The 19,073-nt window shown below is 72.3% G+C and carries 14 protein-coding genes; 3 read left to right on the top strand and 11 right to left on the bottom strand.

All coding sequences use genetic code 11. The features are described 5' to 3' along the window. Window positions 1–205 precede the first annotated feature (205 nt). Complete coding sequence (locus CP984_RS32425; protein ID WP_003984507.1) at window positions 206–1,285, top strand: ABC transporter permease; 1,080 nt, start codon at window positions 206–208, stop codon at window positions 1,283–1,285. A gap of 24 nt (window positions 1,286–1,309) precedes the next feature. Here CP984_RS32425 and CP984_RS32420 read toward each other — a convergent pair whose 3' ends face one another. Then, a complete protein-coding gene (locus tag CP984_RS32420) occupies window positions 1,310–2,074 on the bottom strand; it encodes an SDR family NAD(P)-dependent oxidoreductase (protein ID WP_003984508.1) in 765 nt (254 codons plus the stop codon). 128 nt (window positions 2,075–2,202) lie between these two features. Between CP984_RS32420 and CP984_RS32415 the strand changes: the two genes are divergently transcribed. Then, window positions 2,203–2,886, top strand: coding sequence for a TetR family transcriptional regulator (locus tag CP984_RS32415; RefSeq protein ID WP_003984509.1), 684 nt, complete (start codon window positions 2,203–2,205; stop codon window positions 2,884–2,886). Window positions 2,887–2,949: 63 nt separating this feature from the next. Here the strand turns inward: CP984_RS32415 and htpG are convergent, their stop codons facing one another. Beyond that, a complete protein-coding gene (gene htpG, locus CP984_RS32410; RefSeq protein WP_003984510.1) occupies window positions 2,950–4,884 on the bottom strand; it encodes a molecular chaperone HtpG in 1,935 nt (644 codons plus the stop codon). A 96-nt stretch (window positions 4,885–4,980) separates the two neighbouring features. Then, on the bottom strand, window positions 4,981–6,306 hold the full coding sequence (locus CP984_RS32405; RefSeq protein ID WP_003984511.1) for a DUF2254 family protein: 1,326 nt from the start codon (window positions 6,304–6,306) through the stop codon (window positions 4,981–4,983). A 439-nt stretch (window positions 6,307–6,745) separates the two neighbouring features. Between CP984_RS32405 and CP984_RS32400 the strand changes: the two genes are divergently transcribed. After that, entirely contained in the window at window positions 6,746–7,171 is a 426-nt protein-coding gene (locus CP984_RS32400; protein ID WP_003984512.1) for a subtilase-type protease inhibitor, read from the top strand. A gap of 183 nt (window positions 7,172–7,354) precedes the next feature. Here CP984_RS32400 and CP984_RS32395 read toward each other — a convergent pair whose 3' ends face one another. The 8 genes from CP984_RS32395 to CP984_RS32360 form a co-directional block, all read right to left on the bottom strand. Then, window positions 7,355–8,746 (bottom strand): erythromycin esterase family protein, encoded by a 1,392-nt coding sequence (locus tag CP984_RS32395; protein WP_003984513.1) that lies wholly within the window; start codon window positions 8,744–8,746, stop codon window positions 7,355–7,357. 897 nt (window positions 8,747–9,643) lie between these two features. Then, on the bottom strand, window positions 9,644–10,708 hold the full coding sequence (locus CP984_RS32390) for a S1 family peptidase (RefSeq protein ID WP_003984514.1): 1,065 nt from the start codon (window positions 10,706–10,708) through the stop codon (window positions 9,644–9,646). A gap of 446 nt (window positions 10,709–11,154) precedes the next feature. Further along, window positions 11,155–12,075, bottom strand: a complete 921-nt coding sequence (locus CP984_RS32385) for a slipin family protein (protein WP_030178884.1) — start codon at window positions 12,073–12,075, stop codon at window positions 11,155–11,157. A 188-nt stretch (window positions 12,076–12,263) separates the two neighbouring features. Then, window positions 12,264–13,172 carry a S1 family peptidase gene (locus CP984_RS32380; protein ID WP_003984516.1) on the bottom strand — a complete coding sequence of 303 codons (909 nt, stop codon included), beginning with the start codon at window positions 13,170–13,172 and terminating at the stop codon, window positions 12,264–12,266. A 253-nt stretch (window positions 13,173–13,425) separates the two neighbouring features. Beyond that, window positions 13,426–14,232 (bottom strand): DUF1684 domain-containing protein, encoded by an 807-nt coding sequence (locus CP984_RS32375; RefSeq protein WP_003984517.1) that lies wholly within the window; start codon window positions 14,230–14,232, stop codon window positions 13,426–13,428. Between the two features lie 4 nt (window positions 14,233–14,236). Next, window positions 14,237–15,526 (bottom strand): NtaA/DmoA family FMN-dependent monooxygenase, encoded by a 1,290-nt coding sequence (locus CP984_RS32370; RefSeq protein WP_030178887.1) that lies wholly within the window; start codon window positions 15,524–15,526, stop codon window positions 14,237–14,239. Between the two features lie 53 nt (window positions 15,527–15,579). Continuing rightward, complete coding sequence (locus CP984_RS32365; protein WP_003984519.1) at window positions 15,580–16,620, bottom strand: LLM class flavin-dependent oxidoreductase; 1,041 nt, start codon at window positions 16,618–16,620, stop codon at window positions 15,580–15,582. Between the two features lie 22 nt (window positions 16,621–16,642). Continuing rightward, a complete protein-coding gene (locus tag CP984_RS32360; protein WP_030178890.1) occupies window positions 16,643–18,496 on the bottom strand; it encodes an FAD/NAD(P)-binding protein in 1,854 nt (617 codons plus the stop codon). Between the last annotated feature and the right edge of the window lie 577 nt (window positions 18,497–19,073).

Genomic DNA, 19,073 nt, shown 5'->3' with positions numbered 1-19,073 from the left:
GCTCGTGCACCCCCTGACCTGTTCCGCGTCCCCCGTCGCGTTCCCACCATAACGCTTTTCTCGAACAGTCGTACGAAAATCGAACGGCGCCTACCCTTCGCCCCCGATCAGCCCGCCCGGCCTGCGGATTTCCGTAATGGAACGGAAGATATGGGGCAAAAGGTGACAACGAACTGCTCGGCACGACAGGGCGAGGGAGTGGCACATGGCCACGGCGGACGACGGCACCCGCGGCAACCGGGACCAGGACACCCACGGCGGCAGCTTCCTCGGGGAGGTGAAGGACGCGGTCTCCGCCCGGGCCGCGCTGCTGATGATCGGCGTACTGGCCCTGACGGCCCTGTTCATCGCGTCGTACGCGGGCGCCTTCCACTCCCCCAAGCCCAAGGACGTGGCGCTCGCGGTCGTCGCCCCCCAGCAGATGAGCGGGCAGCTCGTCGAACGGCTCGACAAGCTGCCGGGCTCCCCCCTCGACCCGCGCGCGGCCTCCTCCGAGGCGGACGCGACGCGGCAGATCAGGGAGCGGGACATCGACGGCGCCCTGATCGTCGATCCGCGCGGCAGCACCGACAAACTCCTGGTGGCCAGCGGCTCCGGGGCCTCGCTCTCGCAAGCCGTCGAGCAGGTGGTCACCCAGGCCGAGAAGGCGCAGAAGCGCACCGTGCAGGTCCGGGACATCGCTCCTGCCGACAAGGACGACACCCGCGGCCTGTCCTCGTTCTACCTGGTGGTCGGCTGGTGCGTGGGCGGCTATCTGTGCGCCGCGATCCTCGCGATCAGCTTCGGCGCCCGCCCCACCAACCTCAAGCGGGCGGTCATCCGGCTGGCCGCGCTCGCCGTCTACTCGGTCCTCACCGGCCTGGCCGGGGCCGTCGTCATCGGCCCCATCCTGGGGGCCCTGCCCGGCAGCCTCTACGGACTGTGGGGCCTGGGCGCCCTGATCGTGTTCGCGGTGGGCGCCACCACCTTCGCCTTCCAGGCCATCGCCGGGATCATCGGCATCGGCCTGACCATCCTCGTGGTGGTGATCGCCGGCAACCCCAGCGCGGGCGGCGCCTACCCGTACCCCCTGCTGCCGGACTTCTGGCGGGCGATCGGCCCCGCGCTGCCGCCGGGCGCGGGCACCTGGGTGTCCCGCTCCATCGCGTACTTCCACGGCAACGCGGTGACCGGCCCGCTGCTGGTGCTGTCCGCCTGGGCCGTCGCGGGCACCGTCCTGACGCTGGCCTTCGCCGCCCTCACCAAGGGCCGGACGATGATCAACCGCAGCGAGGTACGGCAGTGACGGCGCCGTCCGTACGCCCCTGCCTCACATGTGGGTGCCGCCGTCGATCCGTATCTCCGTACCGGTGATGAACGCGCCGTCCTCGGAGGCGAGCATCGCGATGACGCCCGCGACCGTCTCCGGGGGCGCGAAGCCCTCGCCGATGGCCGGCAGCAGCTTCCCGAACAGGCTCATGTCGGCGTCCGCCGGCAGGCCCGGGTCCGCGGTCATGCCGGACCGCACCGACCCCGGCGCCACACACACCGCGCGCAGCCCCTGCTTGGCGTACTCGCTCGCGATGGCGTGCGTCATGGACTGGATGCCGCCCTTGCTGGCCGCGTACGCCGCCATGTAGGGGTGCGCGAACGCGGCGGAGGTCGAGCTGAAGTTGACCACCACCGGCGCCCGGCCTTCCAGCAGCGCGGGCAGCGCCTCGCGGATCATCAGGAAGGTGCCGGTCAGGTTGACCGCGATGATCCGGTTGAAGGCGTCCAGGGTGGTCTCGTAGGTGTGCGAGGCGCGCAGGATGCCCGCCGCGTTGACCAGGACGTCCAGCCCGCCCAGCGTCTCGACGGCGGCGGCGACGCCCGCGCGCACCGCGGCCTCGTCCGCGATGTCCAGCACCGCGGTGCTCAGCCGGTCGGCGTGGCCGTCCGCCGCGGCCCGCCCGGCGGTCGCCTTCAGCCCCGCCTCGCTGATGTCGGCGGCCACCACCCGGCCCCCCTCGGCCAGCACCCGGTGCACGGTGGCCTGCCCGATGCCCGAACCGGCCCCGGTGATCAGGACGCGGCGTCCGTCGAAGCGTTCCATGTGGCTCTCTCCCGCTCTCGGTGTCCGCGTCCGCCGCGGGCGACACCGGCACCGTACGCCTTGGTGGCACGTTGTGCCACCTCCGCGCGCCGTGCCACCTCGCCGTACGGGCGTCGTAAGCTCGCCCCATGCCCACCGCACCGCGCCCCACCGCACCGGCCACCGCGCCCCCGCCGTCCGCCGCCCCCTCCCTGACCGAGCGGCGCAAGGCGGCGACCGAGCTGGAGATCGCGCGCGCCGCCGCGGCGCTGTTCGCCGAGCGCGGCTCCGCCGTCACCGCCGACGACATCGCCCGCGCCGCCGGCGTCGCCCTGCGGACCTTCTACCGCTACTTCCGCACCAAGGAGGACGCGGTCGCGCCGCTGCTCGCCGTCGGGGTACGGCAGTGGCTCGCGGAGCTGCGCCGGCTGGCCGGGGAGGCCGACGGGCGGTCCGTACGGGACGTGCTGGAGCGGGCGGCGCGGCGGGCGCTGACGCCGTCCGACGAGCGGGCGGCCGAGGCGCTGCGCTGGACGCGCGGGCTGCTGCGGGTGATGCGGGACGACCCGGCGCTGCGCTCGGTCTGGCACCGCGTGCACCACGACTCCGAGGAGGCGCTGATCCCCGTCCTCGCCGAGGTGACGGACGGCGGCCCGCTGGAGGTACGGCTCGCCGCGGCGGCCGCCAACACGGCGATGCGGGTCGCGGTGGAGACCTGGGCCTCGGCGGACGACGGGGCGGACGCGCGGGCGGAGGACCCCGCCGAACTGGTGGCGCGCGGGATGCGCGCGCTGACGGCCGGACTGCCGGGGCTGGACCGGCGCCGGGCATGACACTGCCGCCGGGCCCCTGCGGGGACTCGGCGGCAGTGTTACGGGACGCGTCCGTCGGAGCGCTTACAGCGCGCGCTCCAAACGCTCCGCCATCAGCTTGGTGAAGCGGGCCGGGTCACTCAGTTCACCGCCCTCGGCGAGCAGCGCCATGCCGTGCAGCAGCTCGGCCGTCCCGGCGAGGTCCGCGTCGTCGGGACGCTCGGCCTGGGCCTTGCGCAGCCCCTCGACCAGCGGGTGGCCGGGGTTGAGCTCCAGGATGCGCTTGGCCTCGGGCAGTTCCTGGCCCATGGCGCGGTACATGTTGCGCAGCGCCGGGGTCACATCGTCGGTGTCCGAGACGATGCAGGCCGGGGAGACGGTCAGGCGGGAGGACAGCCGTACCTCCTTGACCTGCTCGCCGAGCCGCTCCGTCATCCAGGACAGCAGCCCCGCGAAGTCCTCCTGCCGCTTCTCCCGCTCGGCCTTGGCCTCCTCGGTCTCCTCCTCGTCGAGGTCGGCCTCGCCCTTGGCGATCGACCGCAGTTCCTTGCCCTCGAACTCGGGAACGGTCTCGACCCACACCTCGTCGACCGGGTCGGTCAGCAGCAGCACCTCGTAGCCCTTGTCCCGGAAGGCTTCCATGTGCGGCGAGTTCTCGATGGCGGTACGGGACTCGCCGGTCATGAAGTAGATGTGCTCCTGGCCCTCCTTCATGCGCTCGACGTACTGCTGGAGGGTGGTCGGCTTCTCCTGGTCGTGGGTGGTGGCGAAGGAGGCGATCCGCAGGATGGCGTCGCGGTTCTCGTGGTCGCTGAGCAGGCCCTCCTTGACGACGCGGCCGAACTCCCGCCAGAACGTGGCGTAGTTCTCCGGGCGCTGCGTCATCATCTCCTTGACCGTGGACAGCACCTTCTTCACCAGCCGGCGGTGCATCAGCTGGATCTGCCGGTCCTGCTGGAGGATCTCGCGGGAGACGTTCAGCGACAGGTCCTGGGCGTCGACGACGCCCTTGACGAAGCGCAGGTACTCGGGCAGCAGCGCTTCACAGTGGTCCATGATGAAAACGCGCTTCACATAGAGCTGCACACCGCGCTTGTGGTCCCGCGCGAACAGGTCCTGGGGCGCGCGGGAGGGCAGGAACAGCAGCGCCTGGTACTCGAACGTGCCCTCCGCCTGCATGCGCAGGGTTTCGAGCGGGTCGGTCCAGTCGTGGCTGATGTGCTTGTACAGCTCGTGGTACTCCTCGTCGCTCACCTCGTCCCGGGAGCGCGCCCACAGCGCCTTCATCGAGTTGAGCGTCTCGGGCTCGGGCGCGGCCTTCGCCTCCTCGCCGTCCCCCTCCTCCTTCTCCTTCTGTTCGGCCGGGGCCTCGGCGGCCATCCGGACCGGCCAGGTGATGAAGTCGGAGTACCGCTTGACGATCTCCCGGATCTTCCAGCGGGAGGTGTAGTCGAAGAGCTGGTCCTCCTGGTCCACCGGCTTGAGGTGCAGCGTGACGGCCGTGCCCTGCGGCGCGTCCTCGACCGGCTCGACGGTGTACGTGCCCTCGCCGGTCGACGACCAGCGCGTGCCCTCGCTCTGCCCCGCCCGCCGGGTCACCAGCGTGACCTTGTCCGCGACCATGAACGCCGCGTAGAAGCCGACGCCGAACTGCCCGATGAGCCCTTCCGCGGTGGCCTCGTCCTTGGCCTGCTTCAGCTCCTGGAGGAACTTGGCGGTCCCGGAGTTGGCGATGGTCCCGATGAGCTGGACCACCTCGTCGTGCGACATGCCGATGCCGTTGTCGCGGACGGTGAGGGTACGCGCCTCGGCATCGGTCTCGATGTCGATGTGCAGGTCGGACACGTCGACGTCGAGGGTGTCGTCGCGCAGCGCTTCTAGCCGCAGTTTGTCCAGCGCGTCGGAGGCGTTGGAGATCAGCTCGCGCAGGAACACGTCCTTGTTCGAGTAGATCGAGTGGATCATCATCTGCAGGAGCTGACGTGCTTCTACCTGGAACTCGAACGTCTCGGTCGGCATATTCGTGGTTTCCTTCTCGTGTCACCAGGTGACGGGCCTACCGGAGAACTTTAGATCAGCCGGTCGGGCCGGGTACGCGCTTCCCGGCAGCCGTGGTCAGGGCGCGAGCGGTTCGCTGCCGCTCTCCGTCCCCAGGCCCTGCGGGTCCGGGCGGCCGGCGAGGTGGCGGTCCAGTTCCTGGGGCCACTGGCGGAGGGCTTCCGCGTCCATCGTCGCCAGTCGCGCGTCGACCGGCCCGGCCCGCTCCGGCCCGCAGAGCGGCACCACCGTGGCGTACAGGGCGCGCAGTCGCCGCTGGACCTGCACCGAGGCGGCGCCGAAGTGGCGGATCTCGTCCGTGCCGATGCACACGTAGTCGGCCCAGGAGCGGGTGCGGTGGGTGAAGGCCGCCGTGCCGGCGGCGGGCTCGGGTGCCGTTCGCGGGGCGAGCAGTACCAGCAGGTCTTCGATGTGGTCCAGCACCTGTACGGCCCGGCCGGGGTCGTTGACGGCCGGAGACAGCGCCTTGAGGGCGATGTCCACCAGGGCGCGCAACGCTCCGGCCGGGTCGCCGGAAACGCTCTGCGTCTCGCCGAACAGCAGGCAGCGCAGCAGTGCCCGGCGGCGGGTCCGGCCGCCGGGTCCGTACACGGCGAACAGCGGCGCCTCCAGTGCCACGAAGTCCCCCACCACGGGTACGAGTTCGACGCGCGCGCCCCATCTCCGGGCCAGCCGCTCCAGCCGCCGCGCGTCGAAGGCCAGCAGCACCTGACCGCTCCGCGGCGGTGTGCCCAGCCGTACCACCTCGGGTTCGCCGTCCGCTTGCGCGCCGTCCTCCGGGAGAGGGCCGCCGGTCGCGGGCCGGCCGGACGGGTGGGTACGGAACACCGCCCGCCGCCCCTCGGCGGCCAGCGTGCGCAGCAGTACACCGGAGTTCAGTACGCCGCTCACCCGCGCCACCAGCGCGAAGAACAGCACCGCGCAGACGACCGAGAGCCCGATGGCGAACAGCATCGACAGGACGGGCCGGTAGTCCTCCTCACGGACCGCCAGCCGCACCGACACCATCAGGGTGTAGACGAAGGTCGCCATGAAGGTGCCCATGGCCCAGCGCATGACGGGTTCCTGCTGGAGGATCGGCACCACGCGGACGGACAGCTGGGCCGCGCCGAACTGCATGGCGAGCGTGAGCGCGGTGAAGACCAGGCCGGTCAGGGTGATCATGCCGCCCGCGACGGCGCCGAGCAGGGTGGACATCGACCCGGAGTCCAGGTGCGGGAAGAACTGCTCGCCCACGTCCCGCTGGAGGTGGGTGAACTCGCGGTCGGCCGCCGGCAGCAGCCAGGACAGGAAGAGGCCGACGAGCAGCAGGACGACCGGCAGCTTCCACACCCGGTGGGTGCGCAGTCTGCGGCGCGTGCGGTACCAGCGCCATCCGCCCATGACGGTTCTCTCCTCGCGCCGCGAACAAGTGCCGCAAAGTTACCTCAATGGGGCATACGGCACGCCGTTCGCGCGCCGGGACACCGCGTGCCGTCGCCACCGACAGCCGCCCAACCCCTCCCAACACCCCCTTCGGCAGCCGCACTTCGGCCATTAGCGGCGAACCCGCACGAGCCCCCCGCGCCCCCTCGAACCACAGGAGTTGGCTGTTTTTCGCCGCACGCCCGGCCCGGCCGGAACCCGGCGCCCCACATGTTCCCGCTGACCGCGCGGCATAGCACGCATCGCGTACCGAAACACCCACCACTCGACTTCACGCCACCACGCTGAGTTTTCAACCAACGACTGGAAGTCACCGATCGATGTGCTTTCCTGATGCGCCTCGGCCAGACTCCTCGATGTCCGGCATTCGAGACGACAACCGAAGGAGAGTTCGAAAATGCGGTACATCACTGGAGGGATCGCGCTCGGCGCGGCGCTCGCACTCGGCGGTCTGGCCACCACGGCCCAGGCCGAGCCCGCGACGCCGAAGAGCCTGTACGCACCCTCCGAGTTGGTGCTCACCGTCGGGTACGGGGACACCGCCGCGACGGCCTCCATCCAGCGTGCGGTGTCGCTGAGCTGTAGCTCGGCCGGGAGCGGCTCGCACCCCATGGCGCGCGCCGCCTGCGCCGAACTCCGGACCGCGAACGGCGACTTCAACAAGATCACCAAGGCCGCCTCGGACCGTATGTGCACCAAGGAGTACAACCCCGTCGTGGTGACGGCGAACGGCGTCTGGCAGGGCCGCCGCGTCGCGTACGAGCACACCTTCGCCAACCCCTGCGCGATGGAGGCCGGCAAGGGCGTGGTCTTCGAGTTCTGACCGGGCGGTGATCCCCTGAGCGGTCCGGCCGCCACGGCCCCCGGCCGTACCGCACCACCGGCCCCCGGGCATCCACAGCGGATGCCCGGGGGCCGGTCCCGTTCCGACGCGGCGCGCACGACCACGGCCCTCCCCTCCCGGCCGTCAGCTCGCCGAGGTCATCCGGGCTGACCGGGCCCGGTGTTACTTGAGCATGCGGGCCGCCTGCACCCGGTGGAGGTGGATGACGACGTCGTGCGAGGCCGCGAGGCGGATCTGCGGGGCGTCCGCGATCCCGGGGTAGGTGGCGCCGATGTTCTTGACGGTGTGCGGCGTGGCGAGCCAGGTGCGGGCCGTTGCCGGGGCGTTGCGCAGGTCCACCACGTAGTCGCGGTGCCGTACCCGGTCGAGGGTGTGCTCGGTGGTGCCGGGCGCGGCCGGGCCTGCGGTGAAGCGGTGGACGGCGCCGTCCTGGCCGAAGGCGTTGAACGAGCCGTGGTCGAAGGTGAGGCCGACGCTGAGGTAGCCGTCGCCCAGCTGTTCGCGGAGGAATTCGCCCTGGGCCTTCGGGTAGGTGCCGGGGGCGTAGGTCTTGAGGGTGAGGTGGCCGTTGTGGGCGGCGAGCAGGATCTTGTCGCCGGTCCGCTGCTGCCACCAGGTGACGTTCTCCGCCATGATCCGGTCGCGGTAGCGCATGCCGGCGCTGATGTCCTGTGGGTCGTCCCAGTCGAAGGCGTACAGCGTGGTCATCTGGTGGATCGCGGTGGCGTGCTGGAGGGCCCAGGCGTGCGCGTCGGCGTCGGCGCCCGTGCCGGGCCGCTTTTTGAGCAGGTCCACCGCCCGGCCGGTCCGCTCGGCGAGCTCCTTGCGTTCGGCCAAGGGCTTCGCCAGGTAGTCGTTGACGTACGTCTCAGCGTCGGTGGCGGGCCGCAGGCCCCGGTACAGCTCGGTGAGCTTCGGGGCGAGTTCGGGGCGGGCCTTGGCCGCGTAGGCGCCCACCTTGTCGTACAGCTGGGCACCGGCGAACCCGCCGTCGTCGCCGACGAAGCGGACCGGGTCCTTGGGGTGCTTGACGTTGTACGCGCGTATCCACTGGAGCAGGTCGCGGTACTCGGCGTTGTTCCACCACCGGTAGGTGCCCTGGAACTCCTCGTCCATGATCTGCTTCAGGTCGCCCGTGCCGTGCGTGAGGTAGGCGTCGAGCCGCAGACCGGTGCTCCACGGGGCTTCGAGGGCAAAGGCCCGAAAGCCCTTCTCCTCGACCAGGTACCGCAGGACCCGGTGCCTGAGGGTGAAGAACTCGTGCGAGCTGTGGGTGGCCTCGCCCAGGCCCACCACCCGGGCGTCGCCGACCATCCGGCCGAACGGGCGGAGGTCGGCCAGGCCGCCGCGGGGCTCGGTGGTACGCAGCGGATGGGCCACCCGGCCCAGGGCCGCCTCGGGAGAGCCGAACGCGGCGGGCGCGGCCTCCTTCGGACCGGCGGCCGATGCGGCGGGCGGGGCGGACGGGGTGGCGGCGAAGGCAGCCGGGGCGATGGCCAGGGTGGCGCCGAGCGGGACGAGCAGGGCGGCGAGCAGGGCCTTGTGCGTGTTCATGGCGCAACTCTCGCCGCACGGGGGCGACCCGACCATCCACTTCGCCCCCCGATCGGCCGGGGGGTTAGGTACACCACCGATGGGCGAAGGACCGAGATCCTGGTCTCGGTCGTGAACAGAGCCAAGCAGGTCGCCTTACCTGAGGTCAGGGAGTATCGGCGACCGGCGATCCCCCGCCGAGAAGAGAGACGGCCCTGTGAGACGGGACACCCCGACTTTCGTCGGGTCCCTCGTGGTCCACCGGACGAACTCCGCGGGCCGGCCCGCGGCCCGCGCTGCCGCCCCGCCCCCTCCACGGGGCGGCAGCGCGGACGCCCTCGCGCCGCCCGCCGGAACAGCACGGCGCTCGGCTCACCGGTACCTGCCGGATTCTTTTCGGCCACGGGGCTGATGCATCATTAGAGCCAGCCGCAACGGGCTTGGCAAATCCGTTCCGGCCGCCGAACGGGAAAAGCCGGTACGGCAATTCGGGAACGGGCTCCCGACTTCCTGAAGTCGTCACGACCCGCACCGCGAAAACGGGATCATACCGGACATTTGCCAGCCGTTTCCCCGAAAGGCGGCATCCCTGAGAGGTGCCTCACACCTCCTTGGAAAGGGCGGGTCGGATCACATTCCCGTCAACATTTCAACGGCCCGCACGGGTATCGTGAAAACGATTCCCCGGAGACCGCCGACAGTCTGACGCGGCACCTGCCATCCGTCCCGCACCATGTCCCGGCCGGTGGAACCCGGCCGCCGGGAACCAAGCCGCCGGTATTTACACAGACTTCTTTCCTATTCTTTTGCCGACCGCGCCCGGAAAACGGAAACGGCCCCCGGCAGCAATTGCGTCCGGGGACCGTTCCGCTACGAAAATGGCGATGCCTGCCACGTCGGCCTCGGCCGGCGGGTAACCTAGCCGATCTGCGCGCCGACCGCCTTCAGGGCCGCCGGGACCGGCTGGAAGTAGGTCTCGCCGCCCGAGGAGCAGTTGCCGCTGCCGCCCGAGGTCAGGCCCAGCGCCGACTCACCGTCGTACAGCGCGCCTCCGCTGTCGCCGGGCTCGGCGCAGACATCGGTCTGGATCAGCCCTTCGACCGTGCCTTCCTGGTAGTTGACGCTGGCGTCGAGTGCCTTGACCGTGCCGTCGTGCACATGGGTGGTGCTGCCGCTGCGCTTGACCTTCTGACCGACGGTGGCCTCGGCCGCCTTGGTGATCTTCTGCGGGGCGCCGCCGTAGGTGTTCACCTCGCTCGGGTGGGCGGTGTCCGCGGTGTACTTGGCGATGGCGTAGTCGTTGCCCGGGAACTTGGAGTCCTCGGTGCCGGCGATCTCCTGGCCGCCCTGCTTGTCGGACCAGGACTTGACGGCGTTGCCGCAGTGGCCGGCCGTCAGGAAGTACGGCTGGCCGCCCTTGGTGACGTTGAAGCCGAGCGAGCAGCGCGAGCTGCTCCCCCAGATCGCGTCGCCGCCGGCGATGAACGGGGTGAACTTCGCCGCGGTGCGGCGCAGCTCGGCCTTGCTGCCGAGGCTCTTGACGACCTTGTTCAGTTTGTCGAGCTTGGCGCCCGAGACCGTGCGGTCGGCGGTGACGACGACCTTGTTGGCCCGCGGGTCCATGGCCCATGCGGTGCCGGGGATGGTGGCCCGCTGCTTGAGCGTCGCGCGGGCCGCGTCGAGCTGGGCGAGGCTGTGCCGGACCATTCTGGCCTCGGCGCCCTTGGCCCGTACGGCGTCGGCCGCCTTCCGGTCGACGACGTTGACCACCAGCTTCTTGGCCCGTGCGTCGTAGTACGAACCGGCCGCGTGGCCGCTGAGCTGGGATGCGAGTGCGGTGGCCGCGGCGGGCGTCAGCTGCTTCACGGCCGGGCCGTCCGCCGCGTTGGCGCTGGCCAGGGAGAGGGTGGCGGTGGTCGCGAGAGCCAGGGCTCCCGCGCCGGCCAGGACCGCGCGCCGCTGAGGAATCCGTCGGTGCTTCAACTCAAAGCCTCCCGTGGGGGGATGGGCCGCGGTATGTGGGGGGCCGCGTGCCCGGAGGACGTGAGGAACAGACACGGAACGGGAGTCGCCTGCGCAGCCTGCCGCAGGAAGTCGCGTCCATGCCAATGCGCGGTGTCGAGTATTCCGATTAACGCGGCTCGCGCACAAGACCGAGATCCGGTCTGGAGAACGGAACACGTTCCACCGGCCGTTCGCCACGCGTTCCGATATCCGCGCACGTCGTTTCCCTGTGCGGACACCAAACGAACACTTTGGAGTGGCCGGAACCGGCCTCGGGGGAGGTCTGCACCTGTCCGAAAATCGATGCCCCAGGCCGGACTTCGCTCACCGGCAGCGGCAGAACGTACAGAAGATTCAGCCCTTCGGGGTACTTCCTTCGCACACCAGGACGGTTTTTCGCCTCCCCGGGAGCCGCCGCTCCCGTATCAGGGAAGCTGCTCCGCCTCCGGCAACTCCTCCAGACCGGCCGCCGCTTCGGCACGCGGCGCGGCTTCCGGCCGGGCGTCCCGCACCTCCTCCGGCCGGGCGGCGGCCGGCGCGGCGGCGGCCTCCCGCTTCTCGTACGCCTCCGTCCGCGCCTGCGCCTGGAGGCCGGAGCGCTCCAGGAAGCGCAGCAGCTCGACCGGGAACGGCAGGACGAGCGTGGAGTTCTTCTCGGCGGCGACCGCGACGACGGTCTGGAGCAGGCGCAGTTGCAGGGCGGCCGGCTGGTCGGACATCGCCTGCGCGGCCTCGGCCAGCTTCTTGGACGCCTGGAGTTCGGCGTCGGCGTTGATGACCCGGGCCCGCCGGTCACGGGTGGCCTCCGCCTGGCGCGCCATCGACCGCTTCATGGTCTCCGGCAGCGACACGTCCTTGATCTCCACCCGGTCGATCTGCACGCCCCAGCCCAGCGCCGGGCTGTCGATCATCACTTCGAGCCCCTGGTTGAGCTTCTCGCGGTTGGAGAGCAGGTCGTCCAGGTCGCTCTTGCCGATGATGGAGCGCAGCGAGGTCTGGGCGACCTGGGAGACCGCGAAGCGGTAATCCTCGACCTTGACCACCGCGTCGGCGGCGTCCACGACCTTGAAGTAGACCACCGCGTCCACCCGGACGGTCACATTGTCGTGGGTGATGCCCTCCTGGGCGGGCACCGGCATGGTGACGATCTGCATGTTGACCTTGCGCATCCGGTCGACGGCCGGAACGATCATGGTGAACCCGGGCCCGCGCGCGGGCGAGGTCAGCTTCCCCAGCCGCAGCACGACGCCCCGTTCGTACTGCTTGACCACCCGAGCGGCCGCCATCACGTACACCGCGCCCGCCGAGGCCAGCGAGATCCCGGCTATCACGAGTTCCTCGACCATCACGGCCCCCTGCCGTCCGATCTGCCCGCGCACCCGCGTCCGGATCGTGCGCCCTCACCACGGTATGACCGGTCCGTGGAACGGTCGAGGGTCCGTGTCGGCCGTACGCCGCGCCGCGCACCGGCAAAGGGCCCCCGGCCGCGGGTGCGGTCGGGGGCCCGGAACGCTGCCGGCTGCGTGGGGGCGGGTCAGTAGATGCTGACCCCGTACGCGCTGATCGCTTCGGTGACGGGCTGGAAGTAGGTGGTGCCGCCGGAGGAGCAGTTGCCGCTGCCGCCGGAGGTCAGGCCGAGCGCCGTGCTGCCGGCGTAGAGCGGGCCGCCGCTGTCGCCGGGCTCGGCGCAGACGGTGGTCTTGATCATGCCGTACACGACGTCGCCGTTGCCGTAGTTGACGGTGGCGTTCAGACCGGTGACCTTGCCGCTGTGGGTGCCGGTGGTCGAGCCGCGGCGGGTGACCGTCTGGCCGACGGTGGCGTTGCCGGCCTTGGTGATGTCCTGGCCGCCGACCGTTCCTTCGTGCGAGACGCTGCTGTTGCTGTAGCGGACCAGGCCGTAGTCGTTGCCCGGGAAGCTGGAACCGGCGGTCGGGCCGATGCTCGTGCTGTGCGAGGAGTTGGTGTACCAGGGCGGGTTGCCGTCGGTGCAGTGCCCGGCCGTCAGGAAGTAGTACGTGCTGCCCTTCTTGACGTTGAAGCCGAGGGAGCAGCGCCAGCTGGTCGCGTAGATGGCGTCACCGCCGGAGATCAGCTTGCGCATGACGCCGGGGACGCGCTCCACCTTCAGCGCGCCGGCGTTGGCGCCCGCGCTCTGCTTGATCCGGTCGAGCTGGGCGTCGGTCACCCGGCTGTCGGCCTGGACGACGACCCGGTGGGTCTTCGGGTCCACGACCCAGGCGGTGCCCGCGACGTCCGCGGAGCGTACGGCGTCGCTGACGGCGGCGAGCTGGGAGGCGCCGAACGTGGCGGGCGGCGCGGGCTCGCCCGCGTGGGCGGTGGGCAGGGTCATGGCGCCGATCGCGGCCAGCCCGGACGCCACGGCGATCAGCCGGCCGCGTCTGGCCGCGCCGCTTCGGGGGGTAGTGCGCTCGTGTCTCACTGCTACCTCCGAGGGGATCGGAAGGACCCGCCTGTGGGCAGGTCCGTACGGCACCGCCCGGCGGGCACGCGGGACTCCGCACGTCCCGTTCGCGCATGCCCCGGACAGCGCTGCTCGGGAGTTTCGAGGGCCGGGCGCGTGGGCGCAAGGGGGGCTTTCGGACGCCCGCCCCATGGCCGTACACACGCCCGCCCCGACAGCAACGGGCGCTGCCGGGGCGGAGGTTGACCCCCTCGGTCGGTGCTGTGACGGCTCAGCCCGCGATGCGGTTCCGCTCGCCGGCGCGCAGCGCGAAGGGCAGTGTGTTGCCGGGCGGCGGGAACGGGCAGATGAAGTGGTCGGCGAAGGCGCAGGGCGGCAGCAGGGTGCGGTTCAGGTCCACCGGTACGGTGCCGTCCGCCGCCGGGGCCGGGGTGCGCAGGAAGCGGAAGCGGTAGCTGTCCGTGCCGCTGGTGGCGTCGGCGAGGACGGCCCACAGCGAGCCGTCCGCCTCGACGGCGACCTGGAGCGTGTGCTCGTCGCCGTCCAGCGTGAAGGCCAGTTCGCCGCCGAGGCCGAGCCCGCGCCGCTGCCCGTCGGCGTTGGGCACCTCGACCGTGCGCCCCGCGCGGTACGGCCGGAAGAGCCCGGGCCGCACCCAGTCCGCGTCGTACGGGAAGACGTCGATGCCGCCGAAGGTGCGCCGGGTCTCCGAGTCGGGGTCGAAGACGCGGACGGCCCACTCGCCCTCCCGGTGCAGCACCGGCAGCCGGCGGCCGTCGTGCGTGACCCGGGCCGTCGCGGGGCTGCCGTCGGCGTCGAGCCGTACGGTGCCGTCGAGCGGGGCCCCGTCGACGGTGAGCCCGTCGGCGGCGGTCGCGCGCAGGACCACCGCCGCGCCGTCCGCGCTCCAGTGGCCCGGTACGCCGTCCAGTCGGCCGTCCGGGGCATCGGCGAGCCAGTGCGTGCCCGTCAGCGCGAGCGGACCGTACGGCCGGGAGACCTCGGCGACGCGCTCGTCGTGCCAGGCCCTCCAGTCCTGCTCCGCCTGCGTGCCGGTGCTGCTGGTGGTGGTGCTCATGGCATCAGCCCTTTCCTGCGGGACGTGCCGGTTCCGGCAGCCCCAGATGAGAGCGCAGTGTGACGCCCTCGTATTCCGTACGGAGGACACCGCGCTCCTGGAGCAGCGGCACCACCCGGTCCACGAAGTCGTCCAGGCCGCCGGGGGTCAGGTGCGGTACGAGGATGAAGCCGTCGGCGGCGCGGGCGGCCACGAAGGCGGTCATCTCCTCGGCGACGGCCGCGGGCGTGCCGACGAAGGACTGCCGCCCGGTCGTCTCGATCACGGTCTCCCGGATCGACAGGCCCTTGGCCTCGGACAGCGCCCGCCAGCGGTCGGCGACCGCCTTGGGGTCGCCGATCCGGACGCGGCCCTGGGCCAGCTCCGGGTCCGGGACCGGGTCGAAGTCCGGCAGCGGCCCGTCCGGATCGTACGCGGACAGGTCCACGCCCCAGACCTGCTCCAGGGCGACCAGCGCGTTCTGCGGCGAGACCTGCTCGCGGCGGATCGTGGCGGCCCGTTCCTGGGCGTCGGCCGCGGTGTCGCCCAGGACGAAGGTGACGCCCGGCATGATCTTGAGGGAGTCGGCGTCGCGGCCGTGCGCGGGCAGCCGCCCCTTCACGTCGGCGTAGAACTCCTGGCCCGCCGCCAACGTGCTGTGCCGGGTGAAGATCACGTCGGCGGTGGCGGCGGCGAAGTCGCGGCCCTCGGCGGAGTCACCGGCCTGGATGATGACGGGGTGGCCCTGCGGGCTGCGCGGCAGCGTGAACTCGCCCCGGACGGTGAAGTGCGGGCCCTGGTGCGCGACCGGCCGCGCGGTGCCGTCCGCCGGCCAGGAGTCCCAGAGCGCGCGGGCCGTGGCGACGAACTCGGCGGCCCGTACGTAGCGGTCGGCGCGGTCGAGGAAGCCGCCGCGGCGGAAGTTCTCGCCGGTGAACGCGTCCGAGGTGGTGACCACGTTCCAGGCGGCGCGGCCCCCGCTGAGGTGGTCCAGGGTGGACAGCCGCCGGGCGAGTTCGTACGGCTCGTTGAAGGTGGCGCTGACGGTGGCGGCCAGGCCCAGCCGGTCGGTGACCGCCGCCAGCGCGCTCAGGACGGTGATCGCCTCCGGCCGGCCCATGACGTCGAGGTCGTGGATCCGGCCCTTGTGCTCGCGCAGCCGCAGCCCCTCGGCGAGGAAGAAGAAGTCGAAGCGGCCACGTTCGGCGGTGCGCGCCAGGTGTTCGAAGGAGGCGAAGTCGATCTGGGAGCCGACGGGGTCGCCGGTCCAGACGGTCGTGTTGTTGACCCCGGGAAAGTGGGCGGCCAGGTGCATACGCCTGGGGCCGGTCGGGGCGGACGGGGTGCGGGACGGTGCGGTGGTCGTGGTCACGGCGAGACCTTCCGGGCGGCGGCGTAGCGGTTGGCCGGGCGCGGCAGGCCGAGGTGCTCGCGCAGGGTCGCGCCCGGGTAGAAGCGGCGGAGCAGGCAGCGGTGCTGGAGGACCGGGACGGTGCCGTCGACGAGCCGGGCGAGGTCCCGCTGCGGGTCGGCGGGCCGCAGGTGGAAGCCGTCGCACGCGCCGTCCGCGTGCCAGTCGCCGATCAGGTCGGCGAGCCCGACGGCGTCGCCCGAGCAGTACAGCTCGACGGGCAGCGACGCCAGCACCCGCAGCCGGTCCGGGTCCCGGCCCAGGGCGCGGGCGCGTTCGCGCAGGTCGGCGCGGGCGTCACCGGCCGTGGCCGGGTCCTCGGCCCGTACGAGTGCCACGTCCGCGTGCGCCGCTGCCACCTCCCGGGCGGCCCGCGTGGTCGCGTCGGCCACGATCACCGGGCGGCCCTGGGGCGGCCGGGGTGTGATGGAGGGGCCGCGCACGGAGAAGGACGTGCCGCGGAAGTCCACGTAATGGAGCCTGTCGCGGTCGACGAACCGGCCGGTGGCCGCGTCGCGGATCTCCGCGTCGTCCTCCCAGCTGTCCCACAGCCGGGCGGCCACGTCGGCGACCTCGCCGGCCTCCCGCCACAGCGCGTCGGCGGGCGCGGCGTCCCGGCGGCCGAAGAGCCGGGCCTCGGCGCGGGACCGGGACACCTCCACGGTCCAGCCCGCCCGGCCGCGGCTGACCCAGTCCAGGGTGTTCACCGCGGTAGAGACGTGGAACGGCTCGGTATGGGTGGTGGTGACGGCCGGCACCAGGCCGATGCGCCCGGTCCGGGGCGCGACCCGGGCCAGTACGGCGAGCGCGTCGGGCCCCGGCCGGGCGAAGGAGTCGCCGAGCGTGACGAAGTCCAGGGTGCCGCGCTCGGCGAGCCGGGCCAGCCGGACGTAGTGCTCCGGGTCGTACGCCTCCCGGCCGCGGCGGGCCCTGCGGACCGGGCCGTCGAGCGCGAAGGCGAGGTGGAGGGGGCGCAGGGCGCACGGGGATACGGACATGTGAGGGGCCTTTCGTCGCTGCTCAGAGACGGTGGGGTGGCGCCGGGTGCCGTGCGGCGCGCTCGCGCAGGAAGCGGAGCAGGGCGCGGGCGGTGGCGTCGTTCTGCCGGAAGGCGGGCGCGTTCGTACCGGGCCGGGCGAACGCGCCGGAAGCGCGGGCGTCGGTGTACGGGCCGAGCGCGAAGCGGCGCGGGTGCGGCCGCCCGGCGCGGTCCAGCACCCGGCCGTCGCGGGGATCGACGGCGAGCAGGCCGGTGGCGGTGGAGGCGGCGCCGTCGTCGTACAGACCGCGCAGCAGGGCATCCTTCGTGTCCGCCACGGTGGGTCCCGGAAGCCGTGCCTCCACCAGCGCGCGGGCCTCGGCGAGCACGCCCGGCGCGCTGCTGCCGCGGGCCAGGAACACGCCGCGCTCCGGGTCGGCGGTGACGGTGAGTCCGGCGCCGAGGAAGCGCACCACACCGGCCCGGGACAGCGCGAGCAGCTGCCGCAGCCGCGGCCCCGGCGGCCCGGAGGCCAGGTAGCTGAAGAAGCCGTGCCACCACGGCCCGTGGTCCCCGACGCGGGTGAGCTGGCCGTACACCGACAGCAGGGCGAGGAAGACCGCCAGGTCGGGGCTGTGCGCGGGGTCGTGGCGGCGGGCGAGATCGGCCTCGATGTACGAGCGCAGGCCCTCCTGGAGGGCGTCCGCGTCCCGGTAGCGGACACCGTCGAGAGGCCGGTCCAGGGCGGCCAGGTCGAGGCGGTCCGCCGGGTCGGGTACGGCGGCGGCGACCAGCTCCCGCTGTTCCTCACCGAGCGGTTCGGCGGCGGCGTACTTCTCCTCGAACGCGGTCCAGTCGGCGCGTACGCGCTCCGGGTGGGCGGTGAACAGGCGGTGGTAGTGGGCGAAACCCAGTTCCTTGTCGATGAGCGGCCAGGCGTCGCGCCGGAAGTCGAAGCCGCCGGGGCGGGCGAGCAGCGCATCGACCTGCGCGGGGCCGAAGAAGCGGGGCAGCGGCGGCCGTTCGCCCTGCCAGGTGTAGCCGAGCTTGGCGTGGTACGGGACGCCGCGCCGCGAACCGGCGTACAGCACCGGTTCCCTGCCGGACGGCCGGTACACCAGCTCGCCGTCGGAACCGGGTGCGTACGATCCGCCGCGGCCCTCGGTGAGCAGCACCATCAGGTCGACGAAGGCCAGTCCGAAGCCGCGCACGATCACCGGCTCACCGGGGGCGAGCCCGGTCAGGTCCGTGTCGGCCGTGAAGTCGGCCGGAAGGTACGTCAGTTGGTGGCGCGCGGCGAAGGCGGTCAGCGCGCGTTGTTCCGGCGGGGGCTGGGCGTCGAGGTGCCCGAGGGCGAGGACGACGAGGTCGGCGACGAGCGGTGCGGGGCTGCCCTCCAGCCACACCTGCTGGCGTCCGTCGCGCGGGCCCGCGACGCGTACCGCGCGGCGGCGGTGCACATGGACGGTGACACCGGGCGGCAGCGCGGCCACCGCCTGCTCGTACACCCACTCCAGGTAGGCGCTCTGCACCTGCCGCCCGGCGAAGTCCTGCGGCCCTAACCCGGCTATGTCCGCGCGTAGTTCCGGGTCCACAGGGATCTCCCCCGTACGTACCCGGGCGGCCCACTCGGCGAGCGAGGGCCCGGTCCGCACCGGCCCCTCCTGCTCGACCGACGTGTCGGTGAACATCGTGACGTCCTCGGCCATGGAGTTCATCCACAGCAGCGGGGACTGGTCGCGGCGCCAGACGCGTCCGCCGCCGGGCGGATGGGGATCGACCAGATGCAGGTCGAGCGCTTCGGCGCCGTACAGCTCGGGGGCGTTGGCGGCGAGGCGCTCGACCAGGCCGGTGCCGCGCGGGCCCGCGCCGACGAGCACGACGGCGGGTCTCACCGGACACCGGGCCGGGTACGGCGCCGCGCCGGGGTGGCCGGGGGAAGCGGGGGACGGCGAAGGGGGCGCGGGGACGGCGGGGCGTCCACCGCGCGGTGGTTCGCAGGCATGCGTGAAGGCTCCGTGGATGCGGTGATCCCACTCGGGGAGTTGAGCGCCTTCACACACCGGCCGGGGCCGGCAACGGGCCGCGCCCCTCAGCGCAGCCGGCCCTTGAGGCTATGCGGCCAACAGCCCTGCCTGTCAAGGCTGTCCGGATCGTGGGCAGCGCGTCTCATGACGGTTGACGGAAAACCGGATGCCTGTTCCACTTGGCCGCATGGACTCACGGCAGTGGCTGGTCACGCGCGACCACATCGACTTCGGTCGTGTGTGGTCGTCCTCCTGTTGAGCTGACGCCCTGCCCCCGCCCGCCGCCGTTCCGGCCGGGCCCGCGGCGCGCCGCCTTCCGTCCGCCGCGCCTTCACACACCCGCGCCCGCCGGCGCACCCTCCCCTCGCAGCACCGCAGCACCTCCGGGCCGCCACGGCCCGGAGTCCAGGATTGTCGATAAATCGCCTCGGACCGCGCCCCGCCC

The sequence above is a fragment of the Streptomyces rimosus genome, from assembly GCF_008704655.1.
GTDB classification, from domain to species: Bacteria; Actinomycetota; Actinomycetes; order Streptomycetales; family Streptomycetaceae; genus Streptomyces; species Streptomyces rimosus.
This window is presented reverse-complemented; position numbering and strand designations above follow the sequence as displayed.

What these genes read in the sequence shown, in the direction of transcription:
- CP984_RS32415 (WP_003984509.1), top strand. Translation starts at nt 2,203, where the DNA reads ATGCCCACCGCACCGCGCCCCACCGCACCGGCCACCGCGCCCCCGCCG.
- CP984_RS32370 (WP_030178887.1), bottom strand. Translation starts at nt 15,526, where the DNA reads ATGCACCTGGCCGCCCACTTTCCCGGGGTCAACAACACGACCGTCTGG.
- CP984_RS32420 (WP_003984508.1), bottom strand. Translation starts at nt 2,074, where the DNA reads ATGGAACGCTTCGACGGACGCCGCGTCCTGATCACCGGGGCCGGTTCG.
- CP984_RS32395 (WP_003984513.1), bottom strand. Translation starts at nt 8,746, where the DNA reads ATGAACACGCACAAGGCCCTGCTCGCCGCCCTGCTCGTCCCGCTCGGC.
- CP984_RS32425 (WP_003984507.1), top strand. Translation starts at nt 206, where the DNA reads ATGGCCACGGCGGACGACGGCACCCGCGGCAACCGGGACCAGGACACC.
- CP984_RS32400 (WP_003984512.1), top strand. Translation starts at nt 6,746, where the DNA reads ATGCGGTACATCACTGGAGGGATCGCGCTCGGCGCGGCGCTCGCACTC.
- CP984_RS32405 (WP_003984511.1), bottom strand. Translation starts at nt 6,306, where the DNA reads ATGGGCGGATGGCGCTGGTACCGCACGCGCCGCAGACTGCGCACCCAC.
- CP984_RS32385 (WP_030178884.1), bottom strand. Translation starts at nt 12,075, where the DNA reads ATGGTCGAGGAACTCGTGATAGCCGGGATCTCGCTGGCCTCGGCGGGC.
- CP984_RS32375 (WP_003984517.1), bottom strand. Translation starts at nt 14,232, where the DNA reads ATGAGCACCACCACCAGCAGCACCGGCACGCAGGCGGAGCAGGACTGG.
- htpG (WP_003984510.1), bottom strand. Translation starts at nt 4,884, where the DNA reads ATGCCGACCGAGACGTTCGAGTTCCAGGTAGAAGCACGTCAGCTCCTG.
- CP984_RS32365 (WP_003984519.1), bottom strand. Translation starts at nt 16,620, where the DNA reads ATGTCCGTATCCCCGTGCGCCCTGCGCCCCCTCCACCTCGCCTTCGCG.